18 protein-coding genes are annotated in these 19,103 nt (G+C 46.2%); 12 read left to right on the forward strand and 6 right to left on the reverse strand.

Going from position 1 to position 19,103, the window contains the following annotated elements; genetic code table 11:
* Positions 1-78: 78 nt before the first annotated feature.
* From GZ78_RS27190 to hslU, 4 genes are all read left to right on the forward strand, one after another.
* On the forward strand, positions 79-675 hold the full coding sequence (locus GZ78_RS27190) for an SPOR domain-containing protein (RefSeq protein ID WP_051785859.1): 597 nt from the start codon (positions 79-81) through the stop codon (positions 673-675).
* Between the two features lie 141 nt (positions 676-816).
* Complete coding sequence (locus GZ78_RS05695; protein WP_034833395.1) at positions 817-2,919, forward strand: S9 family peptidase; 2,103 nt, start codon at positions 817-819, stop codon at positions 2,917-2,919.
* A 523-nt stretch (positions 2,920-3,442) separates the two neighbouring features.
* Positions 3,443-3,991 (forward strand): ATP-dependent protease subunit HslV, encoded by a 549-nt coding sequence (gene hslV / locus GZ78_RS05700; protein WP_034833397.1) that lies wholly within the window; start codon positions 3,443-3,445, stop codon positions 3,989-3,991.
* Positions 3,992-4,094: 103 nt separating this feature from the next.
* Entirely contained in the window at positions 4,095-5,435 is a 1,341-nt protein-coding gene (gene hslU / locus GZ78_RS05705) for an HslU--HslV peptidase ATPase subunit (RefSeq protein ID WP_034833399.1), read from the forward strand.
* Here hslU and GZ78_RS05710 read toward each other — a convergent pair.
* Entirely contained in the window at positions 5,377-6,612 is a 1,236-nt protein-coding gene (locus GZ78_RS05710; RefSeq protein WP_161787315.1) for a Wzz/FepE/Etk N-terminal domain-containing protein, read from the reverse strand. The two genes, hslU and GZ78_RS05710, sit on opposite strands and share 59 nt — an antisense overlap.
* A gap of 300 nt (positions 6,613-6,912) precedes the next feature.
* On the opposite strand from GZ78_RS05710, the gene GZ78_RS05715 reads away from it, so the two are divergent.
* Positions 6,913-7,296 (forward strand): gamma-butyrobetaine hydroxylase-like domain-containing protein, encoded by a 384-nt coding sequence (locus GZ78_RS05715; RefSeq protein ID WP_034833402.1) that lies wholly within the window; start codon positions 6,913-6,915, stop codon positions 7,294-7,296.
* Here the strand turns inward: GZ78_RS05715 and GZ78_RS05720 are convergent.
* A complete protein-coding gene (locus tag GZ78_RS05720) occupies positions 7,289-7,774 on the reverse strand; it encodes a hypothetical protein (RefSeq protein WP_152558566.1) in 486 nt (161 codons plus the stop codon). The two genes, GZ78_RS05715 and GZ78_RS05720, sit on opposite strands and share 8 nt — an antisense overlap.
* 224 nt (positions 7,775-7,998) lie before the next feature.
* Between GZ78_RS05720 and adk the strand changes: the two genes are divergently transcribed.
* From adk to GZ78_RS05745, 5 genes are all read left to right on the forward strand, one after another.
* On the forward strand, positions 7,999-8,649 hold the full coding sequence (gene adk / locus GZ78_RS05725; RefSeq protein WP_034833405.1) for an adenylate kinase: 651 nt from the start codon (positions 7,999-8,001) through the stop codon (positions 8,647-8,649).
* A gap of 152 nt (positions 8,650-8,801) precedes the next feature.
* On the forward strand, positions 8,802-9,473 hold the full coding sequence (tsaB, locus tag GZ78_RS05730) for a tRNA (adenosine(37)-N6)-threonylcarbamoyltransferase complex dimerization subunit type 1 TsaB (protein ID WP_034833407.1): 672 nt from the start codon (positions 8,802-8,804) through the stop codon (positions 9,471-9,473).
* 116 nt (positions 9,474-9,589) lie between these two features.
* On the forward strand, positions 9,590-10,393 hold the full coding sequence (locus GZ78_RS05735) for an undecaprenyl-diphosphate phosphatase (RefSeq protein WP_034833409.1): 804 nt from the start codon (positions 9,590-9,592) through the stop codon (positions 10,391-10,393).
* Between the two features lie 289 nt (positions 10,394-10,682).
* Positions 10,683-11,342 (forward strand): peroxiredoxin, encoded by a 660-nt coding sequence (locus GZ78_RS05740; RefSeq protein WP_034833410.1) that lies wholly within the window; start codon positions 10,683-10,685, stop codon positions 11,340-11,342.
* Between the two features lie 239 nt (positions 11,343-11,581).
* On the forward strand, positions 11,582-12,370 hold the full coding sequence (locus GZ78_RS05745) for a class I SAM-dependent methyltransferase (RefSeq protein WP_034833412.1): 789 nt from the start codon (positions 11,582-11,584) through the stop codon (positions 12,368-12,370).
* Between the two features lie 94 nt (positions 12,371-12,464).
* Here GZ78_RS05745 and plsB read toward each other — a convergent pair whose 3' ends face one another.
* The 3 genes from plsB to dapE all read right to left on the reverse strand — a co-directional run bounded on the left by plsB (position 12,465) and on the right by dapE (position 16,902).
* Complete coding sequence (plsB, locus tag GZ78_RS05750; RefSeq protein ID WP_034833414.1) at positions 12,465-14,945, reverse strand: glycerol-3-phosphate 1-O-acyltransferase PlsB; 2,481 nt, start codon at positions 14,943-14,945, stop codon at positions 12,465-12,467.
* Positions 14,946-15,333: 388 nt separating this feature from the next.
* Positions 15,334-15,720 (reverse strand): hypothetical protein, encoded by a 387-nt coding sequence (locus tag GZ78_RS27195; RefSeq protein ID WP_051785860.1) that lies wholly within the window; start codon positions 15,718-15,720, stop codon positions 15,334-15,336.
* Positions 15,721-15,771: 51 nt separating this feature from the next.
* Positions 15,772-16,902, reverse strand: a complete 1,131-nt coding sequence (gene dapE / locus GZ78_RS05760) for a succinyl-diaminopimelate desuccinylase (RefSeq protein ID WP_034833415.1) — start codon at positions 16,900-16,902, stop codon at positions 15,772-15,774.
* 634 nt (positions 16,903-17,536) lie between these two features.
* Between dapE and GZ78_RS05765 the strand changes: the two genes are divergently transcribed.
* Complete coding sequence (locus GZ78_RS05765) at positions 17,537-17,881, forward strand: hypothetical protein (RefSeq protein ID WP_034833416.1); 345 nt, start codon at positions 17,537-17,539, stop codon at positions 17,879-17,881.
* Positions 17,868-18,314, forward strand: coding sequence for a hypothetical protein (locus GZ78_RS05770; RefSeq protein WP_034833417.1), 447 nt, complete (start codon positions 17,868-17,870; stop codon positions 18,312-18,314). Before GZ78_RS05765 ends, GZ78_RS05770 begins: the two co-directional genes overlap by 14 nt.
* Before the next feature lie 134 nt (positions 18,315-18,448).
* On the opposite strand, the gene nth is transcribed toward GZ78_RS05770, so the two are convergent.
* Complete coding sequence (nth, locus tag GZ78_RS05775) at positions 18,449-19,081, reverse strand: endonuclease III (protein WP_034833418.1); 633 nt, start codon at positions 19,079-19,081, stop codon at positions 18,449-18,451.
* Between the last annotated feature and the right edge of the window lie 22 nt (positions 19,082-19,103).

The raw sequence follows: 19,103 nt of genomic DNA on the forward strand, positions 1-19,103 counted from the left end.
AGGATATTGTGTAAAACCATGGTTCATGTGTGAGGGTGAACGAGCTACCTCTCCTGTCATGGGCTTTACATCAGGCATATGAGCACCCGTACCCCATCAAAAAGAGGCGCCAGCAAGGCGGCTTCTCGAAAGAAATCCGGTCAACAGTCCAGACTACCTGGCTGGATGTGGCTGATCACAGGCTTTGCCGCTGGCTTTTTTGTGGCTTTTCTGTTCAGACTGACACCTGCCCCTATTCCTGTTGATGCTTCCTTGAAGGGAGCTGGAACAGTCAAGTCAGACAAGAAAGAGCCTGAGCCCGTCTTTGATTTTTATACGGTACTGCCCGAGCAAGAAGTCATTTTGCCAGAACCCGTTGACCGTCAGCCTGCCAAAGTAACCGCCAGAGAGAAATCGGCCTCTGAATCTGAGCCCAAAACGAAAACGGCGACTAAGTCAGGGGTGAAATATTTGCTACAGGCAGGCTCCTTTCGCAGCGCCAAAGATGCAGAACGCTTGAAGGCTCAGTTACTGCTGGCAGGACAGGGGCCTCGGGTTGTTAAGGTAACCGTTGGCGCTGGAGAATCCTGGCATCGGGTTCAGCTGGGGCCGTTTGAAACGTCCGAGAGTATCGATCAGGCAAAAAAAGTACTGGCCGACTTCAAGATTGATGGATTGTTGTTAAGAATGAAGTAGTCCTTTCGGCCAGTATTGGGAAGTGAGCCCTATCAGAACGAATAAAAAAACGCTTCTTCCCGTTCGACTGTATTTTCAATGCGTTCGTCAACAGTACGTGATTTTCCCCTGAGCCATGATAGAACCATTCAGGTATAGATTATGAAAGCACCAGTAGCATCAAAAAAGCCCTATGAGATTGTTCAACATGGTATTCGCCGGGTGGATGATTACCATTGGCTGAGAGATGAAAACTGGCAGAAGTTTATTGCTGGTGATCTGGATTTTGCTGATCCGGCGGTTCTGGAGCACATCCAGTCTGAGAATGCTTATAAAGATGAGTTGATGAAAGGCTACAAGGATGTTGAAGAAACCCTCTACGGTGAAGTCCTGTCCCGTATCAAGGAGGATGACGAGTCCTGGCCGTACAAGGAAGGTGACTATTTCTATTACTCAAGAGAAGAAAAAGGTAAAGACTATCCGATTCTCTGCCGCAAACAGGGGTCCCGGAAAGCCGCAGAAGAAATCTACTTCGACATCAATAAGGAAGCTGAAGGTAAAGAGCTTTATATCTTCGGAGCTTCTGGCACTAACGTTAATCAGACCCATTTTGCCTACAGTTTCAATCTGACAGGCTCTATGGAAAAGACGGTTCGGGTAAGGGATCTGAACACTGGCCAGGATCTTGATTGGGAGTTTCCCAATAGTAATGGGTCGTTTCTCTGGCACGGTAATGAGCATCTTTACATTGTAGAGCGGGATGAGTCAGGACGTGGTCGAGACGTCTATAAGGTTAATATTCATAGCGGTGTCGCTGAGAAAGAACTGATCTTTTCCAAGCCCGAAGCATACGACAACATGTTTTTGTCCTTATCCCGAACCAATGATCGTGAGTATTTCATGATTCATCTGGATAGTGGGTCTACTCATGTCGTGTATCTGGCTGATCGGAAGTCAGATCAGTTTGAGAAGTTTGCGGTAGGCGAAAATGATGTTTCTTTCTCACTGGAACATTACCGGGGTGATTTCTATATTTTGACCAATCAGGGGGGGGCTAATGACTTTAAAGTGATGAAGTGCCCGACTGACTCTCAAGTAGCTGACGCTTCGGCAAAGTGGGCACAGGAGAACTGGCTGGAGTTTATCCCTGAACAGAAAAACTTATGCTTGAGCAGCATTCATTTCTACAGTCATTTTTTGGTTGTTGAACGTAAGAATAACCAGAACGTTCTGGATGAAGTGGTTGTGATGGATATGAACTCGAAAGCGTTCTCAACCCTCTCTATGCCCGATGAAGCTTATTGTCTGGAGTTCTATGGCGATTGGGATCATAAAGCCACTGTTGTCAGGCTTGACTACGATTCGCCAATAGCCCCAAACACTGTTTTTGAACTGAATCTGGAAAGTAGCGCTCTGACAGAAGTTTATCGCAAGGATGTCCCCAACTTTGATTCATCACTGTATGAGGTGAAGAGAGAGTTTGCTCAGGCGCGAGATGGTCAGCAGATTCCATTGACCATTATCTACAGAAAAGGCACAAAGCGTGATGGTTCGAATAAAGCCATGGTTTATGGTTATGGCTCCTATGGTTACGGCATGTCTGCTGGCTTTTCCTCACCTAAATTCAGCCTTATTGATCGCGGCTTTGTCTATGTCATTGCCCATATTCGGGGTGGCGATGACAAAGGCTATGACTGGTATCTTAATGGCAAGATGCAGCACAAGATGAATACGTTTAATGATTTCATTGATGGCTGCGAGCACCTGATTGATCGTAACTATACGACAAAAGGCCAGATTTCTATCAATGGCGGCAGCGCGGGGGGACTCTTGATGGGGGCTGTTACCAACCTGAGGCCGGATTTGTTTGGTTGTGTTGTGGCTGATGTGGCTTTTGTCGATGTGATCAATACTATCAGTGATGCGTCATTGCCCTTAACCGCTCCAGAGTGGGAGGAGTGGGGTAACCCCATCACCAGTAAAGAGGACTTTGAGTACATCTCAGGATACTCTCCCTACGACAATGTTGAAGCTAAGGATTACCCTCCGATGCTTTACAACTCGGGTATTTCCGATGAACAGGTGACGTATTGGGAGCCTGCCAAAATGGTGGCCAAGCTCAGGGCGTTGAAAACAGATGACCATCCGCTGATCCTTAATATGAAAATGCATGCGGGCCATGCGGGAGCCAGTAAGCGATATGAATGGATTGAGGATATAGCTTTTGATTACGCTTTTATTCTGAAGTGTTTTGATATGAGATAAATAGACCTGTCACCATTGAATTTGACCAAGCCCTGTTTCGGCTGAGTCTGCCGAAGCCCAGTGCTACCTCCTTCGGCAGGCTCAGGATGAACGGGACTAGAGTTTCAATTGAGGGTTTATTTCGAGACAAATCCTTAAGTTGTTTACGTCTGTTTTAATTCTTGTGTTTCAGATGTTTGTTCATTAATAGGATGAACTTTCATATTCCTGAAAAGTAACCTTTGAGCCCGAAGCAGTCGGGCTTTTATATGAACAGAACCAGGAGCCTGTCGGACTTAAGCTTTCGAGCATGAAATTCAGTAGAGCGAGTCAGCTTTTTCGTTGGATTTGTGCGAATAGTTGACCTATTTAAGCAAATTCAACGGAAAAGATGGCCGCTCTTTCTGGATTTCAGGCCGGGCTGTCTATTCTCGGTCAGCCTCCTAGGCCTCCTGCGAAACTTTTTTGACTGCCGCCCTTGATAATTCAGACTCATCCCCAATATTAAGATTCAAATCAAGCAAAATGCCAAAAGGAGCCCACCTTGGAACAGTATCGTGGCACCACCATTCTGTCCGTTCGTCGAAATGACAGTGTGGTCGTAGGCGGTGATGGTCAGGTTTCTCTGGGTAACGCCGTAATCAAGGGCAATGCCCATAAGGTGCGTCGCCTGTTTAAAGGCAAGGTCATTGCAGGCTTTGCAGGTGGTACAGCAGACGCCTTTACACTTTTCGAGCGCTTTGAAGCTCAGTTGGAAAAACACCAGGGGCGCCTGGAAAAAGCCGCCGTTGAACTGGCGAAAGAGTGGCGTACTGACAGAACTTTGCAGCGTCTCGAAGCCATGTTAATCGTGGCAGATGCTAAAGCTTCTCTGGTGATTACCGGAAATGGTGATGTCATGGTCACAGACGATGGCATTCTGGCGATCGGCTCAGGCGGCTTTTTTGCTCAGTCTGCAGCTAAGGCGCTTTATCAGAATACTGATCTTGGCGCTCGGGATATCGTAGAAAAAAGCCTGGCAATAGCTGCAGATGTCTGTGTCTATACCAACCAGAACCAAGTTATTGAAGAAATCAAGATAGAGCAGTCCTGAACTGAAAAGCGGTGACTTGGAGACCGTAGTTGTATTAACAGGTTTCTCTAAGACAATGCCTTAATGGTGAATTGACTGATCTTTCTTTTGCAGAGTTTGTGACATGTCGAATATGACCCCTCGTGAAATCGTTCACGAACTGAATAAGCATATTATTGGGCAGGATGATGCCAAGCGTGCCGTAGCGATTGCTCTTCGCAATCGCTGGCGTCGTATGCAGCTGGATGAAGAGCTGCGAAACGAAATCTCACCCAAGAATATTTTGATGATTGGGCCTACCGGTGTCGGTAAGACAGAGATTGCACGTCGTCTGGCAAAGCTGGCAAATGCTCCTTTCATCAAGGTGGAAGCGACCAAGTTTACAGAAGTTGGTTATGTAGGACGCGACGTCGAGTCTATTATCAGGGACTTGGTTGATGCGGCTATTAAAATGCTGCGTGAACAGGAAGTTGAGCGAGTTAAGCATCGTGCTCTGGACGCTGCAGAAGAGCGGATACTGGATGCATTATTGCCTCCTCCTCGCTCTTTCTCGGAAGAGTCCGAGAAGCCTCAGGACAATTCAACCCGTCAGGTCTTCCGCAAGAAGCTTCGTGAAGGACAGTTGGATGATAAGGACATTGAGATAGATGTTCGCGAAGCGGCTATGGGCGTGGAAATCATGGCGCCTCCCGGCATGGAAGAAATGACCAGTCAGCTCCAGAATATGTTCTCAAACCTGAACACGGGTAAGCAGAAGAAGCGTAAGCTGAAAGTCAAAGACGCTATGAAGCTGGTTCAGGACGAAGAAGCTGCAAAACTGGTTAATGAGGATGAGCTCAAAACCCGGGCGATTGATTCCGTTGAACAGAATGGCATTGTCTTCATTGATGAAATCGACAAAGTAGCCAAGCGTTCTACCGGAGGAAGTGCTGATGTATCCCGCGAAGGTGTTCAGCGAGACTTGCTGCCATTGATCGAAGGTTGCACTGTTTCCACCAAGTACGGAATGATCAAAACAGATCATATTCTGTTCATGGCTTCAGGTGCTTTTCATCTGGCTAAGCCCTCTGACCTGATTCCTGAATTACAAGGGCGCCTGCCTATTCGTGTCGAGTTGAAAGCGCTGACAACTAAAGATTTTGTGCGGATTCTGACCGAGCCCGATGCTTCTCTGACCGAGCAATATCAGGCGCTTCTGAAAACAGAAGCGCTCAATATTTCTTTTTCTGAAGATGGCATTGCCCGTATAGCAGAAGTAGCCTGGACTGTTAACGAGAACACCGAAAATATCGGTGCCCGTCGTTTACACACTGTAATGGAGCGTTTGTTGGAAGAAGTCTCATACAGTGCTGCAGACCTCTCCCTGGAACACAGCGAGTCACCGCTGCTGATTGATGCTGCGTATGTTAACGAGCATCTGGGTGAGCTGGTTCAGGACGAAGATCTGAGTCGTTATATTCTCTGATTGTCTCGTCGGTCATACTGGGATAATTATGGCCGGCTATTTTCTGTCTCTCTTTTCTATTGTTAATAGCGATGCGAATAAGAGCCAGGAAAACGCCGGCCATTAATCCAAGAATACCACCTAAAGCAATAATGAGTTTTTTGTTGGGTTTGGTGGGTGAGACAGGTACCAGAGCTGGCTGTTCAATAGTGGCTGGTGTCATGGCAGAAAAATCAAGTTTCAGACTGTTAAGCTGTTTCAGTTCAAATACACGACCAGATACCCCTTTAATATACGGCTTGGATGCGTCTTCTTCTAGTTTTGGATTGCTGTAAAAACGATATTTTTCAGTCCTGTTTCTAATAACATCAATCCTGGATTTAAGTAGTTTTTCTCCCAGTAAATAAGTGGCACCGTTAAGAATGGTGGCATTCACTTCAGTTGCTCTAAGCTCTGTTAAGCCGGCGGCTCTAGCCTGAGTTAAGGCTTCATCCAGCTCTGTAAGTCTCAGCGAGTTACTTGAAACAAAGTTTGATTCCAGGTGTTCAATTTGAGTTTTTAATTTTTGATGCTGTACACGAACCTGTGCAGAAAAATCTGCTTGCATGGTTTGATTAAACTGTTCTCGTGCATAAGGCAGAATAATTGTATTGATTACTCGAGCTGTTTCTTCAGGGTTGTCAGATGTATAGTGAATTTGAGTTCGTTTCGTGCTTTTATCAGATGAAATAGAAAGATTTGATAGAAATGCCTGGTAATTAGCTGCCAGTGATTTCTTGTCTTGAGGTTGTCCGGTTTCAGGGTCAGGCATAGCCAGTAATGACTGTTTAAAGGCATATCGGCTGGTAGCTGGACTGGTAAGGTATTTCAGATAGAGCTGGTAAGCTTTGTCTGGTGTCAGATAGTTATCTGTCTGTTGACTGCCTTTATCACTGCCTTTGACTTGGTTGGGAATGAAAGGCGTACTGCTGTTCCATGCTGCAAAGCTGGCTTCTGGAGATTCATTAATAATAGCCACAGAAGTGAAGCTTTTTGGGAGCATGAATGCAATCAGAGCGGCAGCAAAAAGAGCAGTCAATGTTGATGCAAGAATCAGCCATTTATGTGAAAAGAGCTTCTCTACCAACTCGAAAAGATCGATTTCATCATCAGGATAGTGGTTATGGTATAGCGAGTTTGGAGTCAGTGGGTTATTCATGCCTGACATAAAATCCTTAAGGCTCGATTATAGATTAGTAACTTTGCCTTATTATCCTGAATATACAAGTCGATGTCTTCTGTGATTTCATGATTACCGGCTAATACAGTTGCCTACAAGGCTAATGGAGCAACGATTATTTCCTGGCAATATTAGGTACTGTCGTCAAGAATCTTGCGAGTATATTCAGTTGAGTGCATTGAATAATAGGTTTGCATACTGGTTTAATGCTTGATTTCCCCTTTGTTCTGGTAGGCTACGTTCTTCCTGGATTTTGATAATTTCAAATAGGTCCTCCACATGCAGCGTAAAATCCCTGAAGCATTGAACCTCCATAGACAGTCACAGCAGCTGGAGCTGAAGTACAGCTCGGAAGAAACCTATCAGCTCAGCAGTGAAATGCTTCGTGTCCACAGCCCTTCTGCGGAGGTCAGGGGGCACGGTAATCCTGTACTGCAAACGGGTAAAAAGCAGGTTCAGATCACCAGTATGGAAATGGTGGGCCATTATGCGATTAAAATTCACTTTAGTGATGGACACGACAGTGGTATCTACGATTGGGGCTACCTGTACGACCTTTGCAGAAACCAGCAGAAATACTGGGAGGCTTATCTTGAAAAGCTTCATCAGGCGGGCGAGAGCAGGGAGCCTGATACGGACGTGGTTAAACTGATGATCAGTTGAACAATGAACCTTTGGGTTTCCAGAGGAAAACAGCTTTATCCCAGGGACATTCATAGAGCTGCATCATGGTTTTTTCGTTATGAGTCATGACTACCTGATAAGTGATAGATTCTCTCTGGGGTTTGCTGGTGAGGATGATAGTGGCAGGCCTACTCATCAGAACAGGAGTTCCACCCAGATTTCGAGTCTGCTGGTAGAGAATGTTCATGATGGTGGTAATGCTTCCGTCGTCTGGATCGTACGAGAAATTTTCGTTAAATGAAATTCTGTAAGTGCGGTTATCTGCAGGCAGGTCACTGATATTTTTACTCAGTTTGCAGTTATTCAGATCCAGATAGCCTGTGGGAGCACGGTTGCTTTTTACGGCAGACAGCAGCCAGCGGTGTCCCATGATTTTTGAGTTGGGCAGTGCCTGGGCTACAACGGGCATGAGTATAGCCAGTATCGTCAGTATTTTTACCCGGTATGAAGTTCTCATGTCTGCTTTTCTTCAGAATTAGCTTTCTGAACACTGTATCGGCCACTTGACCTGAAAATTTCATAGTTGAGGTTTGTCCTGCTTCGTTCATGTCTCAGTCACAGCTCGATTAGAATTTTTCTGTACCAACTTGTAACGCAGTGACTCTCTGTATATCCTTTGTGCCTTTTAAAATCGTCTAAACAAGGCTCGAACGCGTGGTCTTGTCAGACAGGAGCTTGTTCATGAGAGTGATTCTGTTGGGTGCCCCGGGTGCCGGAAAAGGTACGCAAGCCCAGTTCATCATGGAAGAGTTTGGTATTCCCCAGATCTCTACCGGTGACATGCTGCGTGCAGCGATCAAAGAAGGCACCGAGCTGGGCCAGAAAGTGAAAGCTGTTATGGATTCCGGATCCCTGGTCTCTGATGAAATCATCATTGAGCTGGTGAAGGAGCGTATTGCTAAAGACGATTGTGCTAAAGGTTTCCTTTTTGATGGTTTCCCAAGAACGATTCCTCAGGCAGAAGCGCTTCGTGAAGCGGGTGTAGCTATTGATCATGTGATCGAGATAGCAGTGGATGACGAAGCCATTGTTGAACGTATGGCTGGCAGGCGTGTTCACCCTGGCAGTGGCCGTACTTATCATGTTGTTTACAACCCATCCAAGGTTGAAGGCAAAGATGACGTCACTGGTGAAGATCTGATTCAGCGTGATGACGATATTGAAGAGACTGTTCGCAAGCGTCTGGGGGTTTACCATGACCAGACAGCGCCTCTGGTCAGCTTCTACAAGAATATTGAAGGCCAGACCCGTTATAGTCGGGTAGAAGGTATTGGCGGTGTGGATGAGATCAAGGCGAAAGTGATCAGTGCCCTGAAGCCTGTCACTGCCTGATACGCTTTTGAAACCACATCGCAAGATGTGTATTTAAGAAAAAGGACGCTTGTGCGTCCTTTTTTACGTTTTCAGGATACTCTCTCATGATCGGACAACTATATAATGCGCCGTTGAATGCATGAGATGCACCTATCTACAGAGATACTTTGATGAAAATTCTGGCTCTTGATACCGCTACAGAAGCCTGTTCAGTTGCATTGAACCTGAATGGTGAGATTGTTGAGCATTTTGAGTTGCTGCCCAGAAGACATAGTCGTGAGCTACTGGGAATGATCGACAATCTACTGAAAAAGCAGAATGTCAGCTTGTCTGATCTCGATGCTTTGGCTTTTGGCTGTGGGCCCGGTGCATTCACAGGACTCAGAGTCGCTACGGCTATGGTGCAGGGGCTTGCCTTTGCTATTGATAAACCGGTCGTACAGGTATCAACACTAAGAGCTCTGGCTCAGGAAGGTCTCAGGGTGCATCAATCAAACGCTGTGTTGGCGGCTATTGATGCCCGTATGGGAGAAGTGTACTGGGGAGCCTTCAAGGCCAAAGACGGACTGATGCAACCTGTTATTAACGAGAGGGTCATAGCTCCTGAGCGGGTGATCGTACCTGAAGGTGAAGAAAACTGGTTGGGGATGGGAACAGGTTGGCAGTTCGAGGATCAGCTGGCTGCCAAAACAATTAATTGTTTTCCTGATGCTTATCCCAGGGCGGCAGATATAGCAATTCTGGCAGCAGCCGATTTTAACGAAGGGCATGCTGTACCTGCCGAAAGAACCAGGCCTGTTTATCTCAGAGATAAGGTAGCGCTCAAAAAAAGTGAACGATAAAAATCATTCACTTCACTGATAACAGTTATAGTCCTGAAGTGCCAAGGTTTCTCATCAATGAGGTCGGCTTTGAAACCTGCAAGGACTGATATTACCCAGTAAAGGGAGATGCTATCGTGGATAGCCTTCAGATTATTATTCTTGCTCTGCTTCAGGGCGTTACTGAGTTTCTGCCGATTTCCAGTTCAGGTCATTTGATTTTGCCAGCACAGCTGCTGGGATGGAGTGATCAGGGGTTAGCATTTGATGTTGCCGTTCATATAGGTACCCTGGTGGCTGTTGTAGGGTATTTTAGAAAAGATCTGATTCGGATTGGCCTGGACTGGTTTGGGTCTTTAAGTGGTAAAGGTTCAACGGTGAATAGCCGCTTGGGGTGGTATCTGATTTTTGCTACCTTGCCAGCTATTCTGGTTGGCTTTTTATTAAAATCTATGGGCTTGGACGAAGCCATGCGCAGTATCGCAGTGATTGCTGGTACTACCTTGATATTCGGTGCTCTTTTGGGCTGGGCCGACTACAAGGGGAAAAAAATACAGCCTATAGAAAAGCTGACTTTTCGTCAGGCTATGATTATCGGGTTGGCTCAGGCTGTTGCCTTGATTCCGGGAACCTCCCGTTCTGGCATTACCATTACCGCAGGCCTCATGCTCGGAATGACTCGTGAGGCAGCCGCCCGCTTTTCGTTCCTGCTTTCCATTCCCGTGATTTTGGGAGCCGGGTTGCTCCTGACGCTGGATCTGGTGAAAGCCACAGAGCCGGTAAACTGGAATGTTCTGTTCTCTGGTGCATTGGTCGCGGCAGTCAGTGCCTGGATCTGTATTTACTTCTTCCTGTCTTTTATCAATCGAATCGGGTTGATGCCTTTTGTGATTTATCGCTTTATTCTTGGTGCGGTATTGATTGCAGTGATGGTTGTTTAACCGTACTTATTTTCAGAGTCAGATATAAAACCACCTTTTCAGTTTGAATGGGTGGTTTTATCGGTGAATTAAAGTTCACATTTTTTTTTGAAAAAGTGGCTTTATTTTCAGTTTGTAAATTCCAGTTGATCATTTGCTTAAACAGGCTTTACTTCTCATAGATAGCAATTAAGGGCAGGTCAGGCAAGACTGTACCTGCTTCAGATTTATAGGGATGAAAAATTTTTTCACCCTTATAAACGCGATGAGAAAATAATGCTTAATCCAAAGCTGTTTCTGAGGATTTGATATGACTCTGAGAATTAATGATGTTGCCCCGGATTTTACGGCTCAAACCACCCGTGGCTCTATCCGGTTTCATGACTGGATAGGTGATTCATGGGCTATTTTGTTCTCCCATCCAAAAGACTTTACTCCGGTCTGCACAACGGAGTTGGGTTATATGGCGCGTCTGCAGCCTGAGTTTGAGCGGCGGAACTGCAAGATTATTGGCTTGAGTGTGGATCCGGTTGATGACCATGAACGTTGGGCCAGAGATATTGAAGAAACTCAGGGTTACCTGCCACAGTACCCAATGATTGGTGATACAGATCTTAATGTTGCCAAGTTATATAGCATGCTGCCAGCTGATGCGGGAGAAAGCTCTGAGGGGAGAACTGCTGCTACTAATGCGACGGTTAGAACTGTGTTTATTATTGGTCCTGACAAGCAGATTAAGCTAATGATGACCTATCCAATGACCACTGGCAGGAATTTCGATGAAATACTTCGGTCATTGGATTCGATTCAACTGACCAGCAGGCACACAGTCGCAACCCCTGTGAACTGGCAGCCTGGTGAAGATGTGATTATTCCCCCTGCGGTCACAGAAGAAGAAGCCAAAAAGAAATTTCCGGAAGGGTGGAAGACCCTAAAACCTTATCTCAGAGTGGTCGCACAGCCAGATTAGTCTCTGGTTCTTTCCTTATTTGTATACAGCAGCAGGCACAGCCTGCTGTTTTTTTTTTACCGTGAAACAATTCTGCATTCCTGAGGGTGGCGAAAAATGGTTTCAGGTGCTGATGATTGATTTATGGCTTGAGTTATTCTAAATGACCGCGTTGTTCAATGAGTGATGATTTCAAGTTTTTAAACACCCAAGCAGTGTTAAAATCCTGCTCATCTCGAAAATTTGTGAGCTGAAGGCGAATGGCCCGTTCTGTCGTTGTACAAAATCATCAAGATCCTGTTAAGCAGGCCTATCTGGATACACTGCTTCAAGCAATGGATGGAGCTTGTTTGATATCGGATGCAGATAGCTGTCCGGAAGGCACTCTTATTCTTGGGTTTGAAGATGAGCGACTTTCGTTGAAACGTGTCAGCGGCAAAGAGAAGCCCATCAGTGTTGATTTTGTTGGTGGTAAAGCGGGTCATCGACGCAAGTATGGTGGCGGGAAAGGGCAAGACATCGCCAAAGCTGTAGGGTTGAATAAAGGTGCTAAACCCCGTGTTCTGGATGCAACGGGAGGACTGGGGCGAGATGCTTTCGTTCTTGCCAGTCTTGGTTGTCAGGTCACTGTGATCGAGCGCTCTCCGGTTATTGCTGCACTGCTTGAAGACGGCATTAGACGCGCTATGGAGGATCCGGAAATTTCAGAGATCGCTACACGTATGCAGTTGATTAAAAATGACAGCCGTCGTGCAATGGAGTCTGAGCTGGCTTCAGGGGAGCAGTTTGATGTTGTCTATCTGGATCCCATGTTTCCGCATAAAGAGAAGTCAGCTGAAGTAAAAAAAGAAATGAAAGTTTTTCAGGATCTTTTATCAGGAGATCCGGATGCTGACGAACTTCTTGCGCCTGCTCTGCAACTGGCTCGATTCCGGGTGGTGGTTAAAAGACCCCGGCTATCTCCGGAACTGGGTAATGTTGCGCCGACGTATAAACTCGAGGGCAAGGCATGCAGATACGATATCCATGCTCTGAAGGCTTTTGAGTAAAAGATTTATTGTTCTTCTGATTCATCTTTCACCATCCCATAGTGAGACGGTGAAAGATGAGGCGTGCCCTTGAAGGTCGAGGTCCGGAAGTGGATTAATGCTCTTCGATGGGTGCAGGCTGTGTCTTGGTTGTCTGCAGAATGCTGTGACGCACTTCGCTGGTCAGAACCTTAAAGGCTTCATCGGCAACCATTTTGACTTCATTGCCAAAATTAAGCTTATTGGTTTGAGTAATCTCGACCACATTATTCAGTCGTAGTTGCTCGATAAAGTTTTTGAACAATGCCTTGTCAAAGAACTCGGGGGCGTTCAACCCGTGAATAATTGACAGCCTCTGAGCCAGATCGCGACTCTGGTTTTCCAGTATTTCCTGCTCAATGCTGCCGCTGCCATTACTGATCAGCAGGCTTATGACCATGAAAAAGCGCTCAAGAGTCTGCGCGATGGCACGGGAAAGAACCGTCAAGGTGACATACTGAGCAGAACTGTGCTCAGGCTGTCGGTAGTAACCTTCGTGATCACTGATAATCAGCCCTTCACTTTCCAACGTATCCAGCCATTTTGCGACTACTTTCAGAAAGCCCCTCTCACTCCATTTAAGGAAGAGTTCGGACTTTAGATAAGGGTATAAAATGGAGCAAACCCGGAATATTTCTCTCTGTGTCATGGCACTGTTATTGATAAACAAACAACTCAGTAGGGAAGGAACTGCAAACATATGCAGAACGTTATTCCGGTAATAGGTCATCATTACCGCTGTTTTTTCATCAAGAGTGTAAACATCACCCAGAGAATCACTGAACTTGTTGAGAACATCCAGCTTTTCGACATATCGGATAACACTGTGACCATCCATGTCGGTAATAACCGTTTTGTCACTGTATGGGGATTTTTTGAGCAGCCGCAGGTAGATTTCTATCAGCAATACCAGCTCTTGTTCACCCAGAGCGTGACGAGGAGTTGAAAGCAGGGCCATGGAAACCAGGTTAACCGGGTTGATGACTGCGGCTGAGTTAATCTCACTGGCAATATTGAAAGCGAGTGTATTGGTGGTTTTTTTCAGCCACTCCGGCTTAAAACTGTCTGATAGCTCTTCCTGCCACTGTGGTACTTCTTTATCCAGAAAATCACCCATGCTGATGGGGTTTCCGAAGTTGATCCAGGCTTTACCAAACTGATCTTTCAAGGCGGCCAGAGTACGGACAACGTCCAGAGGAGACTCTTTTTTCTTACTCTTGCCTCTCAGTTCACCCATATAGGTGCTGACTTCCAGTAACTTTTCATAGCCGATGTATACCGGTACAAAAAGCACCGGCTTGCGGTTGTCTCTCAAATAGCTTCTCAAACTGATTGAGAGCATGCCGGTTTTTGGGTTCAGAGTCCGTCCTGTTCTGGAACGGCCACCTTCAACAAAGTATTCAATCGGAAAGCCACGACTCGAGAGAGTATGCATGTATTCATGAAAGACTGCGCTGTACAGAGGGTTACCTCTGAATGTTCTTCTCATGAAGAAAGCACCGCCCTTACGAAGAATGGTGCCAACGACGGGCATGTTCAGATTGATACCGGCCGCAATATGGGGAGGCGTAAGGCCTTCGTAATACAAGGCGTATGAAAGCAACAAATAGTCGATATGGCTTCGGTGGCAAGGCACATAAACAATACTGTGTTTCTGGGAGAGCTCTTTGATGGGCTCGACATTATTGATTGATACGCCGTCGTACAGTTTATTCCAGAACCAGGTCAGCAGGATGTCCATAAACCTGAGCACCGGGTAAGAGTAGTCTGAAGCTATTTCGTTCGCATATTGTCGTGCTTTCGTTTCTGCTTCAACCAGGGTGACTTCCTGGGCGGCGGCTTCAGCTTCAATGGCTTTACGAAGCTGGGGAGTATGAATCAGACCGTTGACCAGTATTCTTCGATGAGAAAGGTCGGGACCAATGACCGACTCCCTGAGTTGGCGAAAGTGTACTCTGAGAATACGGCCCACTTTTCGCAGTGTTCTGGAATGCTCCTGACCTTCGTCCACCATGTCTCTAAGGGACATGGACGGGTTGAAGTGAACCATGGTCTGTCTACCGTGTAGCAGAATAGCCATGAATTTACTGAACCGACCACCAAGGCTGAAGTTCCAATCAAACAGAAGCTTGAGGGCAGACTGCTCTTTATCCGGAGCACGTCCCCAAAAAATACTGACAGGTACCAGTTGCACATCCTGACCCGGATGTTCCTCGGTTTCCTTGAGTAGGTTCTCAAGGGTGTCTGCAGCTTCCGGGTGTTCTCTCTGAAGCAGAACACCTCTTTGCTGGGTCAGATAAAAATAGGCTTGATCACCGCTCTTACGATCCTTGTGAATAAACGCATAGGGTCTTGGAAGGCCAGCTTTTCGGCACTCCTGCTCAACCACCATAAGATCAGACAGTGAGCGGTTGCGAAGAACATAGCAGACAGGTTTGTCTGGCTGAATCCCAAGGCTTTCTGCGGTGTTGTTATGAACAGTAGTTCTAACCCATGTGAACAACAGCTTTCTCAAGCTGTGAAACAAAAAGCGACTGAGAGTATTGGGTTTGTGCATGGAGCGGGCCGCGGCCTGAAATCAAGAGGGTAAATGACAATTTTATCATGAAAATACGGCTTTACTCGCAACTCAAGAGAAACGAAGTCCAAGCATGTATGATCAATTAGATAGAAGCCGGGCAGTCTATTCTCTGTCAGGCTCCTAGCCGCCTTAGAGAAAATATCGTTGTATCCGTGAGCCTTTAGTGTGAATGATCAGGCTGGACGACATTTCCAGGACAAAGCTGGCTTAATCGGAGGATTCTAGCTTGAATATAGGCGGTGGCGCAAAGAAGAAAGTGTTTATCTTGCAAGATAGAGTAGAACGAACGTGAGGCTTTGAGTCTTCTGGCCATTTAGACAACTAGCCAGAGAAGCGGTATTGCCCCTCTGGATGTCCAAATATTTCAGAGCGCGTTAGGCCATGAAACAGTACTTTCTTCACCGGATTCTGTCATCTGCCACCATTCATCCATATCTTCACCATCAGACCAGGGAGCCGCATTAGCTCTCACTCTGCATTTGGCGAAATTGTTCAGACTTCTGGCGCAGGCCATATCATCATTCCATGGGGTTTTATTGGCTTTGAACCAGATGCTGGTCCAGGCTTTGCCAACGGCACCCTCGACAATCATTACAGGCGTTGACCCGCCCTGACTATGGAGGAGAAAGTCATGAACTTTCTTGCCACTGCTCAGGGATTCAACGGTGTCAAAATGAGCCGTGAACCATTTCTGGATCATCTCAAGGCTCAGATCTTTAACATAAATTTCTAGATCTTCAACGTTATTCATAAGGCCTATAGCGTTAGAGAGCAGTCATGAACGGAAGAAACGCGTATGTGATCACGCAAGCAGTCGCTTCAGAATGCCCTGATAAATTCGGCCAAGGTCATCAAGATCACTGGCTTTAACGCATTCATTCACTTTATGGATGGTAGCATTTACCGGGCCCAGCTCAACGACCTGTGCACCTGTAGGTGCTATAAATCGGCCGTCGGAAGTACCACCTGAAGTGGACAGCTCAGATTCAATGCCGGTTTCTGCCTTGATGGACTCTTTGGCAGCATTAACCAGAGCCCCCGGTCGAGTCAGGAAAGGCTGGCCGCTAACATGCCATTCAATATCATATTCGAGATTATGGCGGTCAAGAATGGTTAGAACTCTGCTCTGCAATTCCTTATCTGTGACTTCAGGAGAGAATCGGAAGTTAAAGTTAACTTCGCATTTTCCAGGAATAACATTGCTCGCACCTTCCCCGGCATGGATATGCCAGATCTGGAAGCTGGTGGGAGGAAAGAAGTCATTGCCCTGGTCCCACTCTTCACCTGTCAGCTCTGTCAGAGCTAATGCGACTTCATGAACCGGGTTTCTGGCCAGGTGAGGGTATGCAACGTGTCCCTGAATACCACGAATAACAAGATGTCCGTGCATGGAGCCACGACGTCCATTCTTGATAATGTCACCCACCTGATGGGTGCTGGAAGGTTCACCTACGATACACCAGTCGATTTTTTCGTTGCGGGCTTCCAGATGTTCAATGACTTTCACTGTGCCATTCTGAGCGGGGCCTTCTTCATCACTGGTGATAAGAAACGCGATAGAGCCTTTGTGATCCGGATGTTCAGCAACGAACGCTTCACAGGCTGTAATCATGGCAGCGAGGCTGCCTTTCATATCTGCAGCTCCGCGTCCCTGAAGCATTCCATTTTCATCAACACAGGGAGAGAAGGGCGGGTTGTCCCATTTTTCTACGGGACCTGTGGGTACAACATCGGTATGGCCGGCAAAGGCCAGTAAAGGGGCAGAGTCTCCTCTGCGTAGCCAGATGTTTTCCACTTCGCCAAACCGCAGCTTCTCCACTTTGAAGCCCAAAGGCTCTAGTCTACTGATCATCAGATCCTGACAACCTTCGTCTTCAGGTGTGACGGAAGGACGCTGTATCAGATCCAGGGCAAGTTCAATTGTAGGGGTCATGTGCGGCTTATCTGTTCTTTCGTTTAAAGTTTTTCACTTTGAAAGATGATTGTACCACTTAAACCGCGCCAATATAGAAAGTACAAGCTTTTGGTGTAGAGTCTTGCGTGGCTTAGGATTTGTCTTGAAATAACTTCCCGATTAAAACATGAACTCCGTTCACCCTGAGCCTGTCGAAGGGTGGTGGCTCTGGGCTTCGACAGGCTCAGCCCGAACGGGGGGTGGTCAAATAAGGAAGTTATTTACGGACTATTCCTTAATATAGAATCAGCAAGCTGATCCTTGCCACATCACTGTGTGAATAGGATTAAGGTTATGAACAAGAATCTGCTTGAAGGACTGAAATGAGTACTAGGAGGCTGACCGAGAATAGACAGCCCGGCCTAAAATCCAGAAAGAACGGCCATCTTTTCCACTGAATTTGCTTAAATAGGTCAACTATTCGCACAAATTCAGTGAAAAAGCTGACTCGTTCTACTGAATTTTACGCTCGGACGCTATTCTCGGTCAGCCTCCTAGGTGCATGATTTTCGAGTAGTATTGGATTGGTCTTCGGCTGGATGTGCGTTAAAGTGCCTCTTCAAATGGGTAGTTTTACGAGCTGCCAGCAATAAGCATTGGAAGGAATACAACATTGGATGTGAAGAAGTATTGCGATATACGAAGCTTTGAGCCCGATGAACAAACACTGAAAGCACTCGAGGAAATCGAAAGGCAAACAAAGTTATCCAATACGCTTAAGGCGCTAGTTAGTTCTGTACCACTGTATAAGATATTTGTTGAGCCCAGCCCTAAAGGTAAAACAACTTTTGATGCACTTACCTATGACTGGCTTGAGTTTGAGAAAAGCCTTAAATCTATAGATCGCAGAAAGAGAACAGCGATATGGAATATTTCTCAGGAAGAAGGGACGCAAACTCTTTCTCATAATTACAATAATATTAAATTCTGGAAGTGCGTAGCCAATGCAACACGTTAGAATAATCCTGACCTTGGCTTTATTTATTCTGATTCCTAGATTATCAATTGCTGCAGAATGCCGAGTTGGAGTGTTAAATATTCCTGAATCCCATTGGTTAAGGCAGCAGGATGTAGAGACTCAAAAGAAAGTAATCGTATGGCTTGGCATCAGGAACTCTTACTTTTGTGATCGAATGCTTATGGCTGAGGAAATGATGCAGGATATTGAGGAGGCTGCAAGAACTGGTAATAGAGATGAGCTTGATTTCAATATCAATCTTTCCATATCACTTGTGCCTTCTGAAAAGAAAAGAGCAGAGATAGTATTTCTGGTAGGCGAAAAAAGGCTCAACGGACTTGTAACCAATCATCCTGAATCTTTTGATCCAATTGCGACAGGTGAAGCCTGGGGCATCATACCCGTCTTCCCAGAAGGATCGCAGGATCAATAGCCTCAAAGGCAGAATTAAGACTGGTATTTTTCGATCTTCTCTCTGCTCAGGAACCAGAATCATTAACAGAAAATCAGGCGCTTGCGCCTATCCAAAACGCCAATGACCAGCTATGGCCGGTCATTGGCGTTTTGTCAGGAAGTCTTTTCCTTAAATTCACACAGATCTTCAATGATACAGCTCCCGCATTGCGGCTTTCTGGCTTTGCAAACATAGCGTCCATGGAGTATCAGCCAGTGATGAGCATCCAGCAGAAAATCTTTAGGGATCAGTCGGACCAGCCTTTTTTCCACTTCCAGAACATTCTTGCCCGGGGCAATCCCGGTACGGTTAGATACCCTGAATATGTGGGTGTCTACCGCCATGGCAGGTTGCTTAAAAGCGGTGTTCAGAACAACATTAGCGGTCTTTCTGCCAACGCCGGGTAAAGCCTCCAAAGCATCACGAGTATCGGGTACTTCGGAATCATGCAGATCGATCAGCATTTTGCAGGTTTTGATGACATTCTCAGCCTTGGCATTGAACAGTCCAATGGTTTTTATGTATTCCTTAAGGCCATCCACACCCAAATCAAAAATAGCTTTAGGTGTATTGGCGATTGGGAATAACTTGTCAGTGGCCTTGTTGACACCAACATCTGTTGCCTGAGCTGACAGAATTACGGCGATCAGAAGTTCAAATGGTGAAGAATAATTCAACTCCGTAGTCGGGTTGGGGTTCTGGTCCCGCAACCGGGTAAATATCTGGGTCCTTTTTTCCTTGTTCATCCGGTTTTCCTGCAAAGCCTGT

This window comes from Endozoicomonas numazuensis (assembly GCF_000722635.1).
Taxonomy (GTDB): Bacteria; Pseudomonadota; Gammaproteobacteria; order Pseudomonadales; family Endozoicomonadaceae; genus Endozoicomonas_A; species Endozoicomonas_A numazuensis.

What these genes read in the sequence shown, in the direction of transcription:
- GZ78_RS27190 (WP_051785859.1), top strand. Translation starts at nt 79, where the DNA reads ATGAGCACCCGTACCCCATCAAAAAGAGGCGCCAGCAAGGCGGCTTCT.
- GZ78_RS05695 (WP_034833395.1), top strand. Translation starts at nt 817, where the DNA reads ATGAAAGCACCAGTAGCATCAAAAAAGCCCTATGAGATTGTTCAACAT.
- hslU (WP_034833399.1), top strand. Translation starts at nt 4,095, where the DNA reads ATGTCGAATATGACCCCTCGTGAAATCGTTCACGAACTGAATAAGCAT.
- GZ78_RS05710 (WP_161787315.1), bottom strand. Translation starts at nt 6,612, where the DNA reads ATGAATAACCCACTGACTCCAAACTCGCTATACCATAACCACTATCCT.
- GZ78_RS05715 (WP_034833402.1), top strand. Translation starts at nt 6,913, where the DNA reads ATGCAGCGTAAAATCCCTGAAGCATTGAACCTCCATAGACAGTCACAG.
- GZ78_RS05720 (WP_152558566.1), bottom strand. Translation starts at nt 7,774, where the DNA reads ATGAGAACTTCATACCGGGTAAAAATACTGACGATACTGGCTATACTC.
- adk (WP_034833405.1), top strand. Translation starts at nt 7,999, where the DNA reads ATGAGAGTGATTCTGTTGGGTGCCCCGGGTGCCGGAAAAGGTACGCAA.
- tsaB (WP_034833407.1), top strand. Translation starts at nt 8,802, where the DNA reads ATGAAAATTCTGGCTCTTGATACCGCTACAGAAGCCTGTTCAGTTGCA.
- GZ78_RS05740 (WP_034833410.1), top strand. Translation starts at nt 10,683, where the DNA reads ATGACTCTGAGAATTAATGATGTTGCCCCGGATTTTACGGCTCAAACC.
- GZ78_RS05745 (WP_034833412.1), top strand. Translation starts at nt 11,582, where the DNA reads ATGGCCCGTTCTGTCGTTGTACAAAATCATCAAGATCCTGTTAAGCAG.
- plsB (WP_034833414.1), bottom strand. Translation starts at nt 14,945, where the DNA reads ATGCACAAACCCAATACTCTCAGTCGCTTTTTGTTTCACAGCTTGAGA.
- GZ78_RS27195 (WP_051785860.1), bottom strand. Translation starts at nt 15,720, where the DNA reads ATGAATAACGTTGAAGATCTAGAAATTTATGTTAAAGATCTGAGCCTT.
- dapE (WP_034833415.1), bottom strand. Translation starts at nt 16,902, where the DNA reads ATGACCCCTACAATTGAACTTGCCCTGGATCTGATACAGCGTCCTTCC.
- GZ78_RS05770 (WP_034833417.1), top strand. Translation starts at nt 17,868, where the DNA reads ATGCAACACGTTAGAATAATCCTGACCTTGGCTTTATTTATTCTGATT.
- nth (WP_034833418.1), bottom strand. Translation starts at nt 19,081, where the DNA reads ATGAACAAGGAAAAAAGGACCCAGATATTTACCCGGTTGCGGGACCAG.